At 31.5% G+C, this 16,788-nt stretch carries 17 protein-coding genes and 3 pseudogenes; 11 read left to right on the top strand and 9 right to left on the bottom strand.

Going from position 1 to position 16,788, the window contains the following annotated elements; translation table 11 throughout:
• Positions 1–298: 298 nt before the first annotated feature.
• Together NSQ08_RS27600 and NSQ08_RS27595 are read right to left on the bottom strand one after the other, a co-directional pair.
• Positions 299–415: a YjcZ family sporulation protein gene (locus tag NSQ08_RS27600; protein WP_002069235.1), complete on the bottom strand. Its 117-nt coding sequence runs from the start codon at positions 413–415 to the stop codon at positions 299–301.
• A 137-nt stretch (positions 416–552) separates the two neighbouring features.
• Entirely contained in the window at positions 553–762 is a 210-nt protein-coding gene (locus tag NSQ08_RS27595; RefSeq protein WP_236571839.1) for a hypothetical protein, read from the bottom strand.
• Between the two features lie 203 nt (positions 763–965).
• Between NSQ08_RS27595 and NSQ08_RS27590 the strand changes: the two genes are divergently transcribed.
• Positions 966–1,262, top strand: a complete 297-nt coding sequence (locus tag NSQ08_RS27590; protein ID WP_215599740.1) for an ArsR/SmtB family transcription factor — start codon at positions 966–968, stop codon at positions 1,260–1,262.
• 219 nt (positions 1,263–1,481) lie between these two features.
• Here the strand turns inward: NSQ08_RS27590 and NSQ08_RS27585 are convergent, their stop codons facing one another.
• Both NSQ08_RS27585 and NSQ08_RS27580 read right to left on the bottom strand, forming a co-directional pair.
• The gene (locus tag NSQ08_RS27585; RefSeq protein ID WP_340780425.1) at positions 1,482–1,925 is read right to left on the bottom strand and encodes a DUF5065 family protein; all 444 of its coding nucleotides are present in this window, start codon (positions 1,923–1,925) and stop codon (positions 1,482–1,484) included.
• 263 nt (positions 1,926–2,188) lie between these two features.
• Positions 2,189–2,707, bottom strand: coding sequence for a DUF4352 domain-containing protein (locus NSQ08_RS27580; protein ID WP_078178403.1), 519 nt, complete (start codon positions 2,705–2,707; stop codon positions 2,189–2,191).
• Positions 2,708–3,118: 411 nt separating this feature from the next.
• Between NSQ08_RS27580 and NSQ08_RS27575 the strand changes: the two genes are divergently transcribed.
• Complete coding sequence (locus tag NSQ08_RS27575; protein WP_340780421.1) at positions 3,119–3,877, top strand: hypothetical protein; 759 nt, start codon at positions 3,119–3,121, stop codon at positions 3,875–3,877.
• Positions 3,878–3,900: 23 nt separating this feature from the next.
• On the opposite strand, the gene NSQ08_RS27570 is transcribed toward NSQ08_RS27575, so the two are convergent.
• The 4 genes from NSQ08_RS27570 to NSQ08_RS27555 form a co-directional block, all read right to left on the bottom strand.
• Positions 3,901–4,149, bottom strand: coding sequence for a hypothetical protein (locus NSQ08_RS27570; RefSeq protein ID WP_340780419.1), 249 nt, complete (start codon positions 4,147–4,149; stop codon positions 3,901–3,903).
• Positions 4,150–4,277: 128 nt separating this feature from the next.
• Positions 4,278–4,742, bottom strand: coding sequence for a stress protein (locus tag NSQ08_RS27565; RefSeq protein WP_340780417.1), 465 nt, complete (start codon positions 4,740–4,742; stop codon positions 4,278–4,280).
• A 135-nt stretch (positions 4,743–4,877) separates the two neighbouring features.
• Entirely contained in the window at positions 4,878–5,537 is a 660-nt protein-coding gene (locus tag NSQ08_RS27560; protein ID WP_193653424.1) for a class D sortase, read from the bottom strand.
• A 56-nt stretch (positions 5,538–5,593) separates the two neighbouring features.
• Positions 5,594–6,151, bottom strand: coding sequence for an excalibur calcium-binding domain-containing protein (locus tag NSQ08_RS27555; RefSeq protein WP_340780414.1), 558 nt, complete (start codon positions 6,149–6,151; stop codon positions 5,594–5,596).
• A gap of 482 nt (positions 6,152–6,633) precedes the next feature.
• On the opposite strand from NSQ08_RS27555, the gene NSQ08_RS27550 reads away from it, so the two are divergent.
• On the top strand, positions 6,634–6,792 hold the full coding sequence (locus NSQ08_RS27550) for a hypothetical protein (protein ID WP_340780412.1): 159 nt from the start codon (positions 6,634–6,636) through the stop codon (positions 6,790–6,792).
• Between the two features lie 19 nt (positions 6,793–6,811).
• A complete protein-coding gene (locus NSQ08_RS27545) occupies positions 6,812–7,030 on the top strand; it encodes a hypothetical protein (RefSeq protein WP_340780410.1) in 219 nt (72 codons plus the stop codon).
• Between the two features lie 1,030 nt (positions 7,031–8,060).
• On the opposite strand, the gene NSQ08_RS27540 is transcribed toward NSQ08_RS27545, so the two are convergent.
• Positions 8,061–8,912: a LysR family transcriptional regulator gene (locus tag NSQ08_RS27540; RefSeq protein WP_016119319.1), complete on the bottom strand. Its 852-nt coding sequence runs from the start codon at positions 8,910–8,912 to the stop codon at positions 8,061–8,063.
• 198 nt (positions 8,913–9,110) lie between these two features.
• On the opposite strand from NSQ08_RS27540, the gene NSQ08_RS27535 reads away from it, so the two are divergent.
• The 7 genes and pseudogenes from NSQ08_RS27535 to NSQ08_RS27505 all read left to right on the top strand — a co-directional run bounded on the left by NSQ08_RS27535 (position 9,111) and on the right by NSQ08_RS27505 (position 16,524).
• Entirely contained in the window at positions 9,111–10,355 is a 1,245-nt protein-coding gene (locus tag NSQ08_RS27535; protein ID WP_340780407.1) for an MFS transporter, read from the top strand.
• Positions 10,356–10,739: 384 nt separating this feature from the next.
• Positions 10,740–11,446, top strand: a pseudogene (locus NSQ08_RS27530) (IS6 family transposase).
• A gap of 62 nt (positions 11,447–11,508) precedes the next feature.
• Positions 11,509–11,619: pseudogene (locus tag NSQ08_RS27525) on the top strand (nitroreductase); the annotation flags it as partial.
• 391 nt (positions 11,620–12,010) lie between these two features.
• Entirely contained in the window at positions 12,011–12,778 is a 768-nt protein-coding gene (locus NSQ08_RS27520; protein ID WP_016119316.1) for an ABC transporter ATP-binding protein, read from the top strand.
• Positions 12,768–14,756, top strand: coding sequence for an ABC transporter permease (locus NSQ08_RS27515; RefSeq protein WP_340780404.1), 1,989 nt, complete (start codon positions 12,768–12,770; stop codon positions 14,754–14,756). Before NSQ08_RS27520 ends, NSQ08_RS27515 begins: the two co-directional genes overlap by 11 nt.
• 79 nt (positions 14,757–14,835) lie before the next feature.
• Positions 14,836–15,505, top strand: a pseudogene (locus NSQ08_RS27510) (response regulator transcription factor).
• On the top strand, positions 15,502–16,524 hold the full coding sequence (locus NSQ08_RS27505; protein ID WP_340780402.1) for a sensor histidine kinase: 1,023 nt from the start codon (positions 15,502–15,504) through the stop codon (positions 16,522–16,524). Before NSQ08_RS27510 ends, NSQ08_RS27505 begins: the two are co-directional and overlap by 4 nt.
• Positions 16,525–16,788 lie beyond the last annotated feature (264 nt).

Genomic DNA, 16,788 nt, shown 5'->3' with positions numbered 1-16,788 from the left:
AATCGAGATCGTTTGTTTGGCTAGATTAAAGCAACGCCACATCTATATGGTTGAGATGTGTTACGCCTTCTAATCGGAAAATCTGCTTTATAGAACGTGTCCACAAGTTATATTTTACTACATGTAATATTTATTTGGTGTAATTTTATCGAATATGAATAATTGCATTAAGTTTACGAGAAAAAGAGAGTATACTTCGGTATTGTGTAATAAAGATAAAGCCCACCTACGGAAATAGGTGGGCTTTTTAACGCATAAAGAAAAGCACCCATATAAGAGTGTCTTTTCCAATAGTTTTTTAGCAGAAGCAAGAAGCTCCAACGATGATTAATAAAATAAATAATACAACTAATAAAGCAAAGCCTCCAGCGAAACCGCCGCCGCCACAACTACCGCAACTACCACCAAATCCCATTTTAATCTCTCCTTTGAGTAGGAGGGGAAATTCAAGGTCACTCATGTATTTTAATGGATTCAATTTACTTTATGGTTTTACGCATAAATTGAGCAGGTCCTTTTGAAAATAAAGAAAGGACGTCTTTAAGTGCCTTTTTACTCTGTAATAAATTTAAATACATAGTACATAAAAAATAATAAAGATAGACTAGCTAATCTGCCAGCAATCGATTCTTTCATAAATTGCATAAGTACCACTTTGACAATCAACGCTAAGAATAATGGTATAAATATTATTATAGCAAGTTTGATCGCTATGTCATTTATAGTTGGGTTAAATGGTTCAAAATTAATTATTATATTCACTTACCTTTCTTTTTATCCTTTTATTTTTATAATACAATTTATATTGTTTTGTCCACTAAAAAATGCCACTTTAAGGTGCCTTCCTCTCACTTAAACCACAAAAATTGAAATTTTTACATTTTTATAGAAAATATTAGGAGGTTAATTCTCATTTTCATGTTAAAATACTCAATATTCGTATTGATATTAGGGAGATGAATAGTATGTCTGGCGATTTCAACATGGATTCTAATTATTATGTAAGTGGTGCTGAAATCTTAGAGTTATTAGGTAGTTTAAGTCGTTTATTAATTGTACGTGAATTGGTTGTAAGAGGGACTTTAACAGTTTCTCAGTTGAGTGCTGCGACGCATATTTCGGAACCTATGATTTTACAACACTTACGCAAACTAACTATAGGTAATATTGTAATTAGCGAGCGCAAGGGTACAAGGCTTTATTGTAGAATAGAAGATAAGAAAGTTATTGAGATTATCGATTTATTAGGATTATTATATTAAGTTTTATTTGATGTCTTTTTTTGAATTTAAGCACTTTATAATTGAAACAATAACACAAAAAAAAGACACCCTAAGGTGCCTTTTTGCGATTTGAACCATTGTATTGTAATATGGTATTGGATGCCAATCCAATTATTATTTTACCACGTTAAATAATTTCAGTTATTGAGAAATAATAAAAGCCCTCTTTTGAGTGCCTGTTTCTAATTAATTACATCCTTAATTGATTGTAAATTGATTTGAATACGTGAATTCACCACGATATTTAATTGCAGCTACATAAGTACCACTTGTATAGCTATCTGTGATAGGAGTTTGCCAAATTTCTGTTCCAGGAAGAAATTCTGGTTCTATTGTTTGGAATCGTTCTAGGGAACCATTTGTGTGGACTTTAAAAATTTTCATTTGCGCACCAAAATGTTCTCTACCAAAGTGCTGTGTTAAGTAAAATGTATCACCAGTTATTAAATTCCCAATCTTCCAATCAGGTTGATATGTACTTTCCACGGAACTTTCCAGATCCACAATGGTTTTAAATCCCCAATCATCATTAAATGGATCTGAGTAAGCTGCAGCAACTTGTGAGGTAGGCTTACTCATTTCTATTGCAGTAAACCCGCTAAATGTTAACGCCCCAATTAATGCTAATTTTCCTAATTTCATTATTGTTTCCCCCTATTAATTTTCGGAATTATTCAAAAACAAAAGTCATACACACATAATAATATAATTGATTGTATTATATTTCAAATATTTTCTGAAAAAATCCATAAAGACAAAAAAGACACCCTAAGGTGCCTTCCTCCGACTTGAACCACTTTAATTTTAATAATATGTATTGGACACCAATCCATATATTATTTTACCACGTTAATTAATATTGGTCATTGAGAAAAAAATAAAAGCACTCTTTCGAGTGCCTTCAACTATTCTACTTTTAATTTAATTTCTTTACCTGTCATACCGCCACTAGCTTTTAAGAAAAGTCCTTCAGCATCTTTTGGTATATCAAATACAATTTTACCTGTCTGTGTTAGACCAGGATTTAATTGTTTTAAGAAGAAGTCAGTTTTTCCACCGTTAGCTAAGTCAAAAGATGTTTGACCTTGTACTGAAGATGTGAATTCACGACCTTTGTTATCTACCAATTTAAAGCTGTTAGTATCAACAGTGATAGCGTCTTTTTGATTATTAGTAAGTGTAACTTCTAAAATCTTAAAGACACCTTGTGCTTGTTCTTTTGAGTATTCATTACCCACAGAATCTACTGTTTCCATAGATCCTACAGCGATTTTTACATCAGAAGATACACCTTCTTTTGATACCGCTTTAGTGTCTGTTGAAGTTTTTTCAGTTGAATCTCCGCCACCAGCAACCATAGCAATTATTCCGATTACAAATAAAGCTATAATGCCTAGGCATCCAAACTTAAATATTTTCCCCACGTTTGTTCCTCCAATTATGTAAAATGTAAGATTGCCACGTTAATAATAACAAATAAAATATCTTTATATTGTCATATTATGTCGAAAGGAAATAAAAAGATAGTTTAGAAGTTTCAGACTGTATTTCTTTCCTATGACTTATTTTTCCCACGTATCTCTTATTCATAAGAAAAGACACCCTAAGGTGCCTCCCTCCGACTTGAACCACATTTTTTAGCGTATATTCTATGTTGTTAAAATTGTTTCACTCTTTCGTTTAAAAATCCATCAATTTGTGTATTAAGAAGGGATATTTAACAGAATATTCCGTTAAATATTTATAAAATTCTAAATATATACATTTTTCTGATAATACCGTATGTTTAAATTAAGATTTACTAATTTTGGGAGATAGGAAGGGGAGACAGAATTATGAGTTTAAGAAAAAGGATTATGGCATGTATGGCTGTGCTATCTTTATCTGTTGGACTATTTGCACCTACATCTTTAGCGAGTGAGTTGGACCAGAAAAAGGAGAATTTGAAGAAATATGAGCTTCAAAAAGAGTTTCAGATTAAAGATATTAACGAAAGATATGCTAATGATATTGAGGTTAGAGATCGATTAATAAAAAAAATTAATAATGATGAAATGCTAGATAATATTAATCCGGATAAAAAAGATTTAGGAATAGAGAAGAAAATTGGTGAAAATACGACAATTACTACTTTCCCAGATGGTTCTACGATAGTTTCTGGAATGGATTTAAGTAATGCGACAATTTTAGATTCTAAGGGGAAAGTTATAAAAGGTCCTAATGATGCTGTAACTGGAGGGAATTGGAGTTCTGGTTCAGGATTTAAATGTGTAAAAAATGCGAAGGTTGAAAATTCAATTGGCGGAAATTATGACATGTATTATTACGCAGATTTCTGTATTCATCAAGGTAAATCGACACCAGATATTCTTCAAAGGGTATTTGGATTTATGATAAAAACACCAGATGGAGATTTTGACATGTTAGAACAAGGTGTTTTTAGAGGGACAGAGATACCGGGGAGTTATTCAGCTTATGGAGGTTATAAAATCAAATACACTAGGTATGATAGTAATGGTATCGGTAGTGCAAGAACAGTATATGTATATTTACGAGTTGGTCAAGATACTTATTGGGAAGATAAAAGTCTATAACAAAAAAGAACAAGAGTAAATATTTACTCTTGTTCTTTTTTGTTGTTTTTTTCTTTTTTGATGTATTCGAGAAGTTCTTTTTCATATTTTATTTTATGTTTTATATAACTCATAAGTTGCAATATTAATAATATTAGTAAAAAATAAATGGTAAATTTAGAAATGCGATCCATTATGGATATAAAAACATGTGCATCATAAAAAAGCCAATTCCAAGGCATTACAATTAAGAAGGTTAAAAGTAATGCTAATCCTAAATGATTTTTATTCAAGACATTCACCCTCCTTGTTTAATAAGACGGGACTATATAATAATTTTAACATACTTGTTATGTGTATATATTGAGAAAATTAAGAGATATACGTTGTCCTTTTAATGAAAATCTATATTTTGTTTTATTTACTTCACTACTTTATCCATAACCTCTTTATACTTATTAAACTCTTCATCTTTCATATCACCGTTCATTTGTACAAGGAAGTTTCCTTTAGCGTATGTATGCGAGAAAAGCATTGGAGCAGAGTTACTTAATTCATCGTAGTATTTCTTAGCTTTCTCTAAATCTTCTTTCTTACTAAATTCAAACACACGGCCGCCTTTATCTTCACCTAATTTCGGTGTAAGGATACGTTTCCCATCTTTACGTATGTTTCCAAACTCTTTTTGAGGTAGATCCGTAGCATTTTCAGCTTCTATACCAGCTTTCTTGAACTCGCTAATAAGTGAAGTTGTAGTAACCGGTTCAGGCTTCTTAGCTTCTTGAGTAGGTTTTGATTCAGTTGCAGTCTTTTCATTTGAACCGCATGCAGCCAATCCTATAAGTAATGTGCTACACGTTAATGCTGTAAGTAATTTGCGTTTCATTGTGTTACCCCCAGTATGTATTGGCTATATATGCTAAAATGTAAGCTTTCATATCCCATGGTAGCAAACAAGTTATTTATATTTTGTAATATTTTGTCGAATGGAAATAAAAAAAGAGAGCCGAAGCTCCCATCTTCAACGAGTGGAGAGTAGAGATGATTCAATTATGTATCGGTCTGGAGCGTCTCCTATATAGTCAAAAGGATAGCAAGTTGTTAATGTTAATGTTGGCTCACTTTTGTCTACAATAACTGTTCGATCTTCTGAATCCGTTATCCAATGCTTGTTAATTCTATATGTATATGTTTTATTTTCATATTCCACGATAAGTTGGTCATTTTCCTTTAGTTGATCAAGCTCGGTAAAAACAGTATCTCTATGCCCACTTAAAACTGTATGTCCATTTCCAGATGGTGTAGTAGTTAAATCACTAACAAACATACCTACACCTTTTTTCAGTACTTTATCGTCAGCTCCCCAATATACAGAGTATTTCTTTTGTATTTTAGGGATAATTAAATATGCCACTTTATCTCCTAATTGATGGTTTACCGTTGAAGCTGGAATTTGTACAGGTTCTTCAGGTTGTAATGAAGTCTCAGTCTTCGTCTCTGTTTGATTGATGTTTGTTGCTTCATTTTCTTTAGAAGGTGTGGAGGTCTCATAGTGTTTCGCTTCGTTAGTCGTTAGCGACTCTGCTGATTGTCTAGCACCATACCATTCTAGAAAATAATAGGAAAAGATAGTAAGTCCAATAACAATTAAACATAAGCCTATCCATTGCTTTTTATTCATTTTTATCACTCCATTTGAAAACGACAGGATTTCTCCTGCCGTTTTAAGGAACTATTTTATGCGTTTGTCTTTTTGCGACGGAACATTAATACAGATCCGGCTAATGCTAAACCTAAGCTTGTTAACATCATTGTAACACCGTTTGATGCTGTATTAGGTAATTTTTTACCTTGTTTTTTATTTTCTTTTTTCACAACTGTATTAGTATTTTTCTTTGTTTCTTTTGCAGTTGTTTGTGGCTTAGTTTGTTCTTGTTTATTATTTGTTGCTTCGTTGCTTTGTTTTGAATTCTCTTGTTTAACAGGTTCTTGTTGAGTATTTTCCTGCTTAGTTTGTTCTTGAGGCTTAGTAGTCTCTTTATTTTCTGTTGTAGTATTTGTGCTCGTTGGATACTTATAATCTTCACATGGAATGCCATCTTTATCATTGTCTAAGCGATGTGGATCATTTCCGACACCATATCCATTTTGATCCCAGAATGCTTGAGCCTCTTGTTGACTTTTAAAGTGTTCGCAGTTTTTTGTGTCATTAGGACTCTTGGCTGCAAATGCAGCAGAGCTGTACCCAACTGTTAATAGTGTGAATGCTGTTGCTGAAGCTAATAATTTTTTCATAATTTTCTCCATCTCCCTAAATGGTATGTATTTACATTGAAATATTTTACATTTAAAAAATTAAAAATACAATAATAATTTGTGGATAAATGTAAGATTTCTAGATAATAATAGCAAACTATTAATTTGTATATTGTCATATTGTGTCGAATGAAAATAAAAAAAGAGAGCCGTAGCCCTCATTGGTTAATTCGGTAAAATTATGTAAAATTTTACCTATAACCTTTGAAAAAGATTTCTTTTATTATGAAATTAAATCACAATATTTCATTATTCTCACCTAAGAACCTTACATAATGATCAAGCTGCTTGCAGAAGTTCTCTCTTTGGCTTTCAGATAACACCCCATAATTTTTTTGAACACCAATTAGAGTATTATGTAGCCTTTCATCATCAATAGCGTCAGTGCGCCCAGTAAGCACATCTAGTATGTACAAGTATATGGATTTAGACAAAATCGTTATTTGAAAGGGGAATGAGTAATGAAGGAAATTGAGGAATTAAAAGATTGTCTTAGAAATGAAATGGTAACGCGAATGGATGATTCGGACATAGTTGATATATTAACTGTTTTGCAAAGAGCGGAAGAAGAAATTGAAACAAAGTCACTACAAGCTCACAAGAACTTTAGTAAAAATTGAACAGGAACATCATAAGGCGTTGGAACTACTGCAGGAGGATGCAAATAAAACCATTAAAGAATGGGAACGTATTAGCGATAAACAAGTTGAACATTTAACTCGAAACGGAAAAGAAATTATTAATTTGACTGAAACATATTTTGATACACTAGTGTATTTATCTACATTGGGAGATATTGCTGCAGTTCATAAAGCAATAAAAGATATTGTTGGTGCTACCCCATGCCCATCAAGTTAAGATATCATAATATCCCCAGAACGAAATTTTTTTACATGTTAATCGTTTTTATCGTTTTGGGGTAACTTGTCCTTGTTAGCTTGATGGCTATGGGGTACCACCCCACATCCATCAACTTAAGGATTTGGTGCTGTTTTAGAATAAAATTTGGTTAAAAATAATTCTAAACCCTTGATTTCACTGCATATCAGTGGTTTTTTTCTTTTAGTTAGAAAAACACCCTTTCAGATAAAAGTATCTAAAAGGGTAAATCCTTGCATTTTTTAACATTGCGACTGTATTTCCAATCTACACAAAGCTACAATAACCAAATAAATAGTTTTTTCTTTTTTATGGAATCTTACTTTGGTGATAATGCTAGAGTATATCCATTATTAAAATATTAAAAATCTAAATAGTGTATTAAGATAAGAAAAAGCATTGACAACTGAATCGACGGGTTTTTGTCCGTCTGTTCCACCACCTACAGAAGAATGGACGGAAATCTCACAGATATGAGAAGAAAACAGTCTTTGATATTATGGGGGTTGCCTATAAGTATAATGAGGTGGGCGGGCAAAGGAAAGCTGTATAATTTTTGAAATTAGGCCCATTGAGGTTTATTTAGCATGTTCATTTTTAAGGATACAAAGTATTTTAAGAGTTTTTCCGTTCATATGAACGGAAGTTCATTTTGTTCCCGTTCTTAAGTTGATGGGCATGGTTTCCCGCCCACATCTAATAGAAAATATAAGCTAAGATATATTGACATGAAAAAACGTTGGTTTTGTTACTTTAAGTGATTTTATCAGTCTCAAAAACGAGGTATTTGAGACTGATGAAAATTAGAGTGAAACATGATTGAAACGGCTTTAAATCTGTGTTAAAATCCATCACTAAATTGATATTTCCATTAAAAATGAGGACATTAAATCCTCAAGAAGTAACAATTCTAGTTTGAACCACACTTTGATCAAAATGGATTTTTTAATTCTTGTATGGGATATTTTCATTATTTTTTCACAGCAATAAAAACTTCTATTATTTATTGTTAACAAATCGTCTGGATTACATTTTTTAATTGTAAAATATTGTTCTGCTTACTTTCATTTTTCTTATAAATAAAAACGGTATCAATGACATTATTAAAGTTTAAATTGTAATAGTGGATGTTTGTATAGCTATATAAATCAATAAGTTTAGTATTCAATACAGCAATGGTATTACTGATTTGTAGAAAATCTTGAATACTACTAATTGACTTTATTTCCTTTAATTTATATTGTATTTGATTTTTTATAAGCCAATCAACCACAGCTCTTGTATACATACAACCTTTACTCAATACGAGTAATGTAATAGGCTTTTTTTGATTGAAATTGATTATATGATTATTACTTGAAATAATCTCAAATGTTTCAGTGGCAATAAGATCATATGCTAAATCGGGATATTTTTTAATAGGATTACTAATGAGTGCACAATCCAATTCGGAATTGTGTACTTTTTCATTTAAGGCATTACTTGAATCTACTGCGAAGTCTACATCCAATTGAATGTCCTTCGTATTAAGCGTATTAGCGATGGGCGCACCGTAGATTTTTAAGGTTGTATGTGATGTACCAAAGTTCACTTTAAAGTTAACCTGATAGGCACCAATGGATTGTAAAAATTCTTCGTACTCTTGAGTAATAAGCTGAAGATAGTTTCTATACTGAGTACCTACGCTAGTAATTTTCAAACCTTGGGGTGAACGTTTAAAAACAGGTTTTCCAATTTCGGACTCCATTTTTTTTACTTTAGCAGTAAGGGCGGATTGAGTATAGTTTGTGATTTCTGCGGATTTACTTAAATTTTGGCGATTTAATATTTCAATTTTTAGTGCAATTTCTTCCATATTCATATTGTCTGTCACACACCCTATAAAAAATTTTAATAGATCCTATCATTTTTCTCTATTTTACGCGCTTCAGTAGGCAGAGTAAACTCTAGTTAGCTTAATAAGTAAGGAGTCGGGATAATGGCCCAAGCTAATAAAAGATTATGTGAATACTGTCTCTATAAAAAAGATCCATAGCCAATTGATACTGAACGGATACAAATGTGTATTAGCAAAGTATTGGGGGGGGCATTAATGAACACGTATTATAAATGGTTAATCGTATTGGTTGCTACACTATCACAAACTGCAGCAACCTTTGTGACATATGGTATGGGACCTATCGCTACATTCTATCAAATTGAATGGAACTTAACACCACTGCAAACAGGGTTTATTGTTTCAGCTGTTAATATTGGTCCAATGTTTTCAATGCTAGTATTTGGTTATTTAATGGATAAAAAAGGGGAGAAACAAATTATTGGATGGGGAGCCATTTTATTAGGAATCTCAGTGTTAACGCTAGTTTTTGTTAACAATTATATTGTATTGCTGCTTTTATTAATATTGGTTGGGATATGGTACGGTAGTGCTCAAACTGGTGGTAGTACTGCTATAGTAAAATGGTTTCCCAACAAACATAGGGGGCTAGCTCTAGGAATAAGGCAGACAGGTATACCGATAGGAGGAGCTCTTGCCTCTGTTAGTTTATCTTATACATATTACCATTTCAGTTTGTCAGCCGCGCATGTTGTACAAGGGATTGTAGCAATTATTGGAGGTCTACTTTTCTTATTACTTTATCATGATCCAGAAAGAACTCGTGCTACAGAATCGATATCGTTGTCGTTTAAGGAGAAAATGAATGCTATCAAAAATAATAAAGAGTTATATCCGATGTACATTGTAGGTGTTGTGATGATGTCATTACAGATGATTATCATTACACATTTTATGAGTTACTTACATCAAGAAGGTAGCTATTCATTAACAGGGGCAGGGAAATATTTAAGCCTCGTTTTAATAGGGGGGATGATTGGACGAGTTGCCCTTGCGTGGATGAGTGACCAATTCTTTGAGCATAATAGAGAAAGATTATTACTTATTGTGATGGTTGTTACAGTAATTCTTACAGTGATGTTGCCACTAATCATCCATGTAGAAATAAAAATATGGATGCTACTATTCTGTTTTTTACTGGGGATTGTAGCAATTGGTTGGTATTCGATTTTTATTGCCTGTGTTACAGAGCAATCGGATTCTCGTTATATAGGCTTAACAGTGAGTTCAGCAATGACATTAAATCAAATATTTATTGTCATAGCACCTTCTTTATTCGGTTTAGTAGTAAGTATATTAAATAGTTATCAGCTAGCACTTTATCTTGTTGGACTAGCTGTAGCCTTAGGAGCGATTAATTTATATAGAGCGAATATAAAAATAGAACTGTCTATGAAATCATCGTAAAATTAATCTCCCAAAAGAGCTACTCATAAAGTCGCGACGTTTATAAAAAAGTTGCGATGTTTTGCCCCGTTGGATCTGTTTATCTAAAAGGGGGGGTGATAGTGAAAAGAAGATCTGAATTGAAAGGTGGATTAAGGGACTGTTGATTGGTTCTGGTGCAAAAACTTCAGGACAATTGCAATAAATCTACAAATCTTGGAGATACTGATACTACTAATCTAAAGAAGGTGCGTGATTGGTATGGAAAAGAAAAATATATTCAAATGGAAACATTATCAGCCTGATATTATTTGGTTCTGGTGCAAAAACTTTGAAGTAGATGAAAATGGTCTATCAAACTTGGAAATACTGATAGTACTACTCTATAAAAGGTGTGTGATCAGTATGGAAAAGGAGAATTTATTTAAGTGGAAACATTATCAACCAGACATCATCTTGTTAACTGTACGTTGGTACCTACGGTACAACTTAAGCTTTCGTGATTTGGTGGAAATGATGGAGGAACGAGGGTTATTCCTGGCTCATACAACTATTATGCGATGGGTACATCAATATGGACCGGAGTTTGATAAACGAATTCAACGTCATCTCAAACAAACGAATAACTCATGGAGAGTGGACGAAACATATATAAAAGTAAAAGGACAATGGATGTATTTATATCGTGCTGTTGATTCTGAAGGAAACACGATTGACTTTTATTTGAGTAAATCTAGAAATCATAAGGCTGCAAAGCGATTCTTTAAGAAAGCCTTGCGGTCTTTTCATGTCTCAAAACCTCGTATCATCACGGTTGATAAGAACCCTGCTTATCCAATTGCTATCGAACAGTTGAAGAAAGAAAAAGGATACCAATAGGCACCAAAATCCGAAGGATAAAATATTTAAATAACATAGTAGAACAAGATCATCGTTTTATTAAAAAGCGTATACGCTCTATGTTGGGATTTAAATCATACAAAACATCAGCCTCTATATTGAGTGGCGTTGAAGCCATGCATATGGTCAAAAAAGAACAAATTGATTTGCAGGACCAGTCTGTCCAAAATCAGAATATTTTTATCAACCAGCTGTTTGGATTAACTGCTTAACAGATGATTCCGTTAGGAATCCTTGATTCTTTTTTATTTATCATCTTTTTGCACCAGAACCAAAAAACCTTCGTAAAGAAGCATTCCTACGCGTCTACTACTCTGATAAAAAAGATGAAAAAGATGTATCAGGTTGGGAAGAAGTGAAGAAGGACGAGCTTCCTGCGAAATAATAAAAATAAAAAGGGTTTGGCCTTAAAGGTCAAATCCTTTTCTGTTTTCAAAATCTTCTTCTGAAATGAATATGAATCCATGTCTTTTAAATAGAGCTGTTGTTACGCCGTAACCAGTTTGTTTATTTCCACTAATTACATAAGTCTTATCGTTTTTGCACCAGAACCGATACCCCTACATTTATCTGCCTCTTTGGTAAAGCATCGAATAATCCTTACTTATACCATCGCGATTTCTGATAACTTATATGTAGAGGTATCACTCAATATAACAAAAATGTAATGTTAATGAAATGTAATTCCATCGATACTATAAATGAAATTATATAAAATGAATTACATAAATGAATGGGAGTTAAAGAACTTTTATAATGAAAAAGGAGAAATATTAATGCGAAATATATTAAGTGTTGAAAAAATTGAAAAATATTATGGTAATAAAGATAATGTAACAAAGGCTATAGATAATATTAGTTTTAAGGTAGATGAGGGAGAATTTGTTGGGATAATGGGGCCTTCAGGAAGTGGCAAAACTACATTACTTAACTGTATATCAACTATTGATAATGTTACTACGGGAAAAATAATGATAAATAATAGTGACATTACTCGGTTAAAATCAAAGTCACTAGATAAGTTTAGACAAAATGAATTAGGGTTTATATTTCAGGACTTTAATTTATTAGATACCCTTACTGCTTATGAAAATATTGCCCTAGCGTTAACAATAAAAGGTGAGAAAAGTTCAAAAATTGATGAAAAAATACAAGCAGTTGCAAAATATTTAGACATTGAACAAGTATTAAGCAAATACCCTTATCAAATGTCAGGCGGACAAAAACAAAGGGTTGGTTCGGCAAGAGCTATCGTAACAGATCCATCTTTAGTACTTGCAGATGAACCAACAGGATCGTTAGATTCTAAATCAGCTAGATTATTACTCGAAAGATTTGAAAGTCTAAATAAGGATTTAAAAGCTACAATACTTATGGTTACTCATGATGCATTTACAGCAAGCTATGCTCGTAGAATTCTTTTTATTAAAGATGGAAAAATATTTATCGAGTTGGTAAGAGGGAATGATTCTAGAAAAGAATTCTTTACTAAAATTATGGAAGTTATAACCCTTCTTGGAGGTGACGATAATAATGTATTCTAAGATTGCTATTGGGAATGTAAAGAAAAGTCTTAAAGATTATGCGATATATTTCTTAACACTAACACTGGCTGTTTGTATATTTTATAGCTTTAACTCAATAGAATCACAAAAGGCACTTATGGAAATTGACGCTTCAGGTAGAGAATATGTGCCTACTTTAATGAAAGTTATCTCAAATGTGTCAGTATTTGTATCCGTAATATTAGGTGGTTTAATATTGTATGCAAATAATTTCTTAATCAAAAAACGTAAAAAAGAATTAGGAATATACATGACTTTAGGTATGGGAAGAAGAAACATATCCAGAATATTAGTAACAGAGACATTTCTAGTTGGCGTTATATCTTTAGTGAGTGGCCTTATAATAGGTATTGGAGTATCACAGGGATTATCTACATTTGCATTAAAGTTATTTGACTTGCCCGTGAATAAATATAAATTTGCAATTTCAACAGGTGCTATAGGTAAAAGCGTATTATACTTTGGAATCATGTTTTTGCTTGTTATGTTATTTAATGTATATGTTGTTTCTAAATACAAAATAATTGATTTGTTAACAGCAGGTAGAAAAAACGAAGATGTAAAATTTAGAAATCCTCTTATCTATGTAATCACATTTATTATGTGTGTAGCATCACTTGGATATGCATATGTGAATGTACTAAAAATCGGATTGAATTTTAGTAATCCTATGCTCATGGTATCAATCATTCTTGGCATATTAGGTACATTGCTGTTTTTCTTTAGTTTATCTGGATTTATATTATATGTTGTAAAGAAGAATAAAAAAGTCTATTTTAAAGGGTTAAATATATTTATCATCAAACAAATAAATAGTAAGGTTAATACAAATTTTATATCCATGTCTGTAATCTGTTTAATGTTATGCCTTACAATGGTGGCTTTATCTACAGGAATCAGCTTTAACAGAATGATGGACGCAACAATGAAAGAAGCAACACCATTTGATGCCAGTATTAAATTGGAGAATAAGGATGAAAGTTACACTATAGAAGAAGTATTAAATAAAGCTAATTTTAAAATAAGTAATAACGAAAAATATGTATCTTATAATGTATATCCAACAGGGATGGAAGTGGGGGACTTAGTACCAGAAGTACGTAAAGATTATAAGAAAAGCGGTATGAGTTTCATTAAAGTATCTGATTATAATAAAATTTTAAATCTTAAAGGTGAAAAGGAAATCACTTTAAATAACAATGAAGTTTTACTTTTATCAAATAATAAGCGGTTGCTTAATTCGATAAATGAAAGATTAAAAAATAGCAATAAGGTGAATATTAAAGAAAAAGAATATCTGGTAAAAAACGCTAAAATTATACAAGAGAATCTTTACACTTCTGATGAACAATTTGATTTCTTCACAATCGTTATAAATGATGAGTTTTTATCAGACTACAAAATTATTGCATCCGTACTTAATGTAAATTATTTAGATGGAAATAGAGAAGAATTTAATAAAAAATATGATAACGTTGCACGGGGCTTTTATGACGAAAATGGCCCAAAATTAAATATTAATCGCATATCAGGCATATCAAAGGATGCAGTTTGTGCAGAAAGTAAGGGATTGAAAACGATCATACTGTTTATTGGGATATATATAGGTATTGTATTTTTAATAACGAGTATGGCTGTATTAGCTCTTCAACAATTATCAGAAGCCAGTGATAGCATAGATCGATATAAATCTTTGAAGAGAATTGGTTCAAACGGAACAATGATCGACAAAACGATTTTTATTCAAACTTTCGTATACTTTAGTCTTCCAGTTATTCTTGCCCTAATTCATTCTGTAGTTGGAATTTATGTAGTCAATGATTTTATTAACGCATTTCAAGAAATAGACATTACTTTACCAGCATTGATGACTGGTTTAGTATTTCTTGTAGTTTATGTAGTATATTTCTACACGACATATGTCGGGTATAAAAATATTGTAAAAAGTAATACTTGATTTTATAATGCTCATTAGGCTATTACACCTTGTTTCTCAAGATGTAATAGCCTTATATTCTGTATAGGGAGGGAAAGACATGAAAAAAATCATTCTGATTGAAGATGATGAAATCATCAGAGAAGAATTAAAATTTTTTTATAAAGTATGGATATGAAGTAAAGGCTCCCACAGATTTTAATCATATTATCGAATATATAGAAAGTGAGAATGCAGACCTTATATTACTAGATATAAATCTTCCTGTGTTCGATGGCTATTATATATGCAGAGAAATACGTAAAACTTCAGATGTTCCAATCATCATGGTTACAAGCAGAGATAGTGATGTAGATGAACTAATAAGTATGAATTTAGGAGCAGATGATTTTATAACAAAGCCTTATAATACAGAAATACTATTAGCAAGAGTAACAAACATTTTAAGAAGAATATCTGGAGATTTCAAGACGAATAATATCTTAATTTATAGAGATTTTAATTTAAATCTTTCAAATGCAACAGTTACTTATCAAGACAAGTCTGTAGAGTTAACTAAAAATGAAGTTAAGATACTCTCATGCTTAATAAATAATCGCGGTAATATTGTAAAAAGAGATTCACTCATGGAAACCTTATGGAAATCTGATTATTTTGTGGATGATAGCACCTTAACTGTTAATATAAATAGATTAAGAAAAAAGCTTGAAGAGATAGGTATAGAAAATCCAATTGCAACAAGAAGAAGGTTAGGGTATATAATGCCATGAATATAGGTGAATTTATTAAAGATAAAATGGTAGTAATACTATCTAATGTACTGGTATTTATTATACTAGCAGGTATATTGCTGACTGCGAATGTTCAGTTCATTATAATATTCTTTGTCTTTTGTATTTGGTTTTTTCCATTGATTTCATATATGGCTATAGAATTTGTAAAATATAAAAATTATTATAATGAGATTAATGGCATATTAGAAAACTTGGAGAAAAAATACCTACTTCCAGAGGTAGTAAAGGAAGCAAACTTTATACATGGGGAAAAGCTTAACGCTATACTGAAAGAAATAAGTAGAGATATGCATGAAAATGTAAAATATTATAGAGATATGCAATTGGATTATAGGGAATATATAGAAACATGGGTACATGAAATTAAGACGCCGATAGCTTCTACAAAGCTAATAATTGAAAATAATCAAAATGAAGTAACTAATAAAATAGACTCCCAAATGGATCGAATCGAAGGGTTTGTAGAACAGGTGTTGTATTATTCTCGAAGCAATAATGTCGGTAAGGACTATATTATAAAACCAATCAAACTTGATGATGTAGTAAGAACTGTAATTAAAAGAAATTATAGAGATTTTATTCATAAGAGAATAAAATTAGATATAAAAGATATTAATGAAATCGTATATAGTGATAGAAAATGGGTTGAATTTATTATTAATCAAATATTAGGAAATTCCATAAAGTACTCAAATAACAAAGAACAAATGATACGTATATACTCAATTAAGAAAGCTAACTCAGTAATACTAACTATAGAGGATAATGGAGTAGGGATAATAACTAAAGATATAAATAGAGTTTTTGAAAAAGGATTTACTGGAGAGAATGGAAGGAGATTTAGCAAAAGTACAGGAATGGGTTTGTATCTATGCGAAAAACTGTGCTCAAAATTAGGAATGAAAATTGGCATTGAATCTGAAGTGAATAAAGGAACTAGAGTTACATTAATATTTCCGTTGTCAGGTATGGTAACTTTTGAGACTTGTTTATAAAAGAGATGCTGCCATCTTTCCACGAATTTCGTATGAAACTTATAAACAAATTTAAAACGGTATGAAAAGAGTAGAAATTCTCTTCATACCGTTTGTTTTTTTAGCCATTTAACATATTGGTATATTTAATTGTGAATCGGATGGATGTTAATCTGGATTAGTCATTACTATTTTTGATGTCCACTAATACTTAACGTAAGATTTGGTTCGGTTGCTACGCAGACCTCGTAAGCGAGAAATTGTGCACTATATAAAACAGTAAAA

It is taken from the genome of Bacillus sp. FSL E2-8887, from assembly GCF_038007205.1.
Classification (GTDB): domain Bacteria; phylum Bacillota; class Bacilli; order Bacillales; family Bacillaceae_G; genus Bacillus_A; species Bacillus_A mycoides.
Note: the sequence above shows the minus strand (reverse complement) of the source record. Positions and strands in the feature narration are given on the sequence as shown.

Bases quoted from the DNA above. Each gene is read 5' to 3' on its own strand.
- NSQ08_RS27520 (WP_016119316.1), top strand. From the start codon at position 12,011: ATGCGAAATATATTAAGTGTTGAAAAAATTGAAAAATATTATGGTAAT.
- NSQ08_RS27560 (WP_193653424.1), bottom strand. From the start codon at position 5,537: ATGAATAAAAAGCAATGGATAGGCTTATGTTTAATTGTTATTGGACTT.
- NSQ08_RS27515 (WP_340780404.1), top strand. From the start codon at position 12,768: ATGTATTCTAAGATTGCTATTGGGAATGTAAAGAAAAGTCTTAAAGAT.
- NSQ08_RS27555 (WP_340780414.1), bottom strand. From the start codon at position 6,151: ATGAAAAAATTATTAGCTTCAGCAACAGCATTCACACTATTAACAGTT.
- NSQ08_RS27535 (WP_340780407.1), top strand. From the start codon at position 9,111: ATGTGTATTAGCAAAGTATTGGGGGGGGCATTAATGAACACGTATTAT.
- NSQ08_RS27600 (WP_002069235.1), bottom strand. From the start codon at position 415: ATGGGATTTGGTGGTAGTTGCGGTAGTTGTGGCGGCGGCGGTTTCGCT.
- NSQ08_RS27585 (WP_340780425.1), bottom strand. From the start codon at position 1,925: ATGAAATTAGGAAAATTAGCATTAATTGGGGCGTTAACATTTAGCGGG.
- NSQ08_RS27550 (WP_340780412.1), top strand. From the start codon at position 6,634: ATGAAGGAAATTGAGGAATTAAAAGATTGTCTTAGAAATGAAATGGTA.
- NSQ08_RS27565 (WP_340780417.1), bottom strand. From the start codon at position 4,742: ATGAAACGCAAATTACTTACAGCATTAACGTGTAGCACATTACTTATA.
- NSQ08_RS27590 (WP_215599740.1), top strand. From the start codon at position 966: ATGTCTGGCGATTTCAACATGGATTCTAATTATTATGTAAGTGGTGCT.
- NSQ08_RS27575 (WP_340780421.1), top strand. From the start codon at position 3,119: ATGAGTTTAAGAAAAAGGATTATGGCATGTATGGCTGTGCTATCTTTA.
- NSQ08_RS27540 (WP_016119319.1), bottom strand. From the start codon at position 8,912: ATGAATATGGAAGAAATTGCACTAAAAATTGAAATATTAAATCGCCAA.
- NSQ08_RS27505 (WP_340780402.1), top strand. From the start codon at position 15,502: ATGAATATAGGTGAATTTATTAAAGATAAAATGGTAGTAATACTATCT.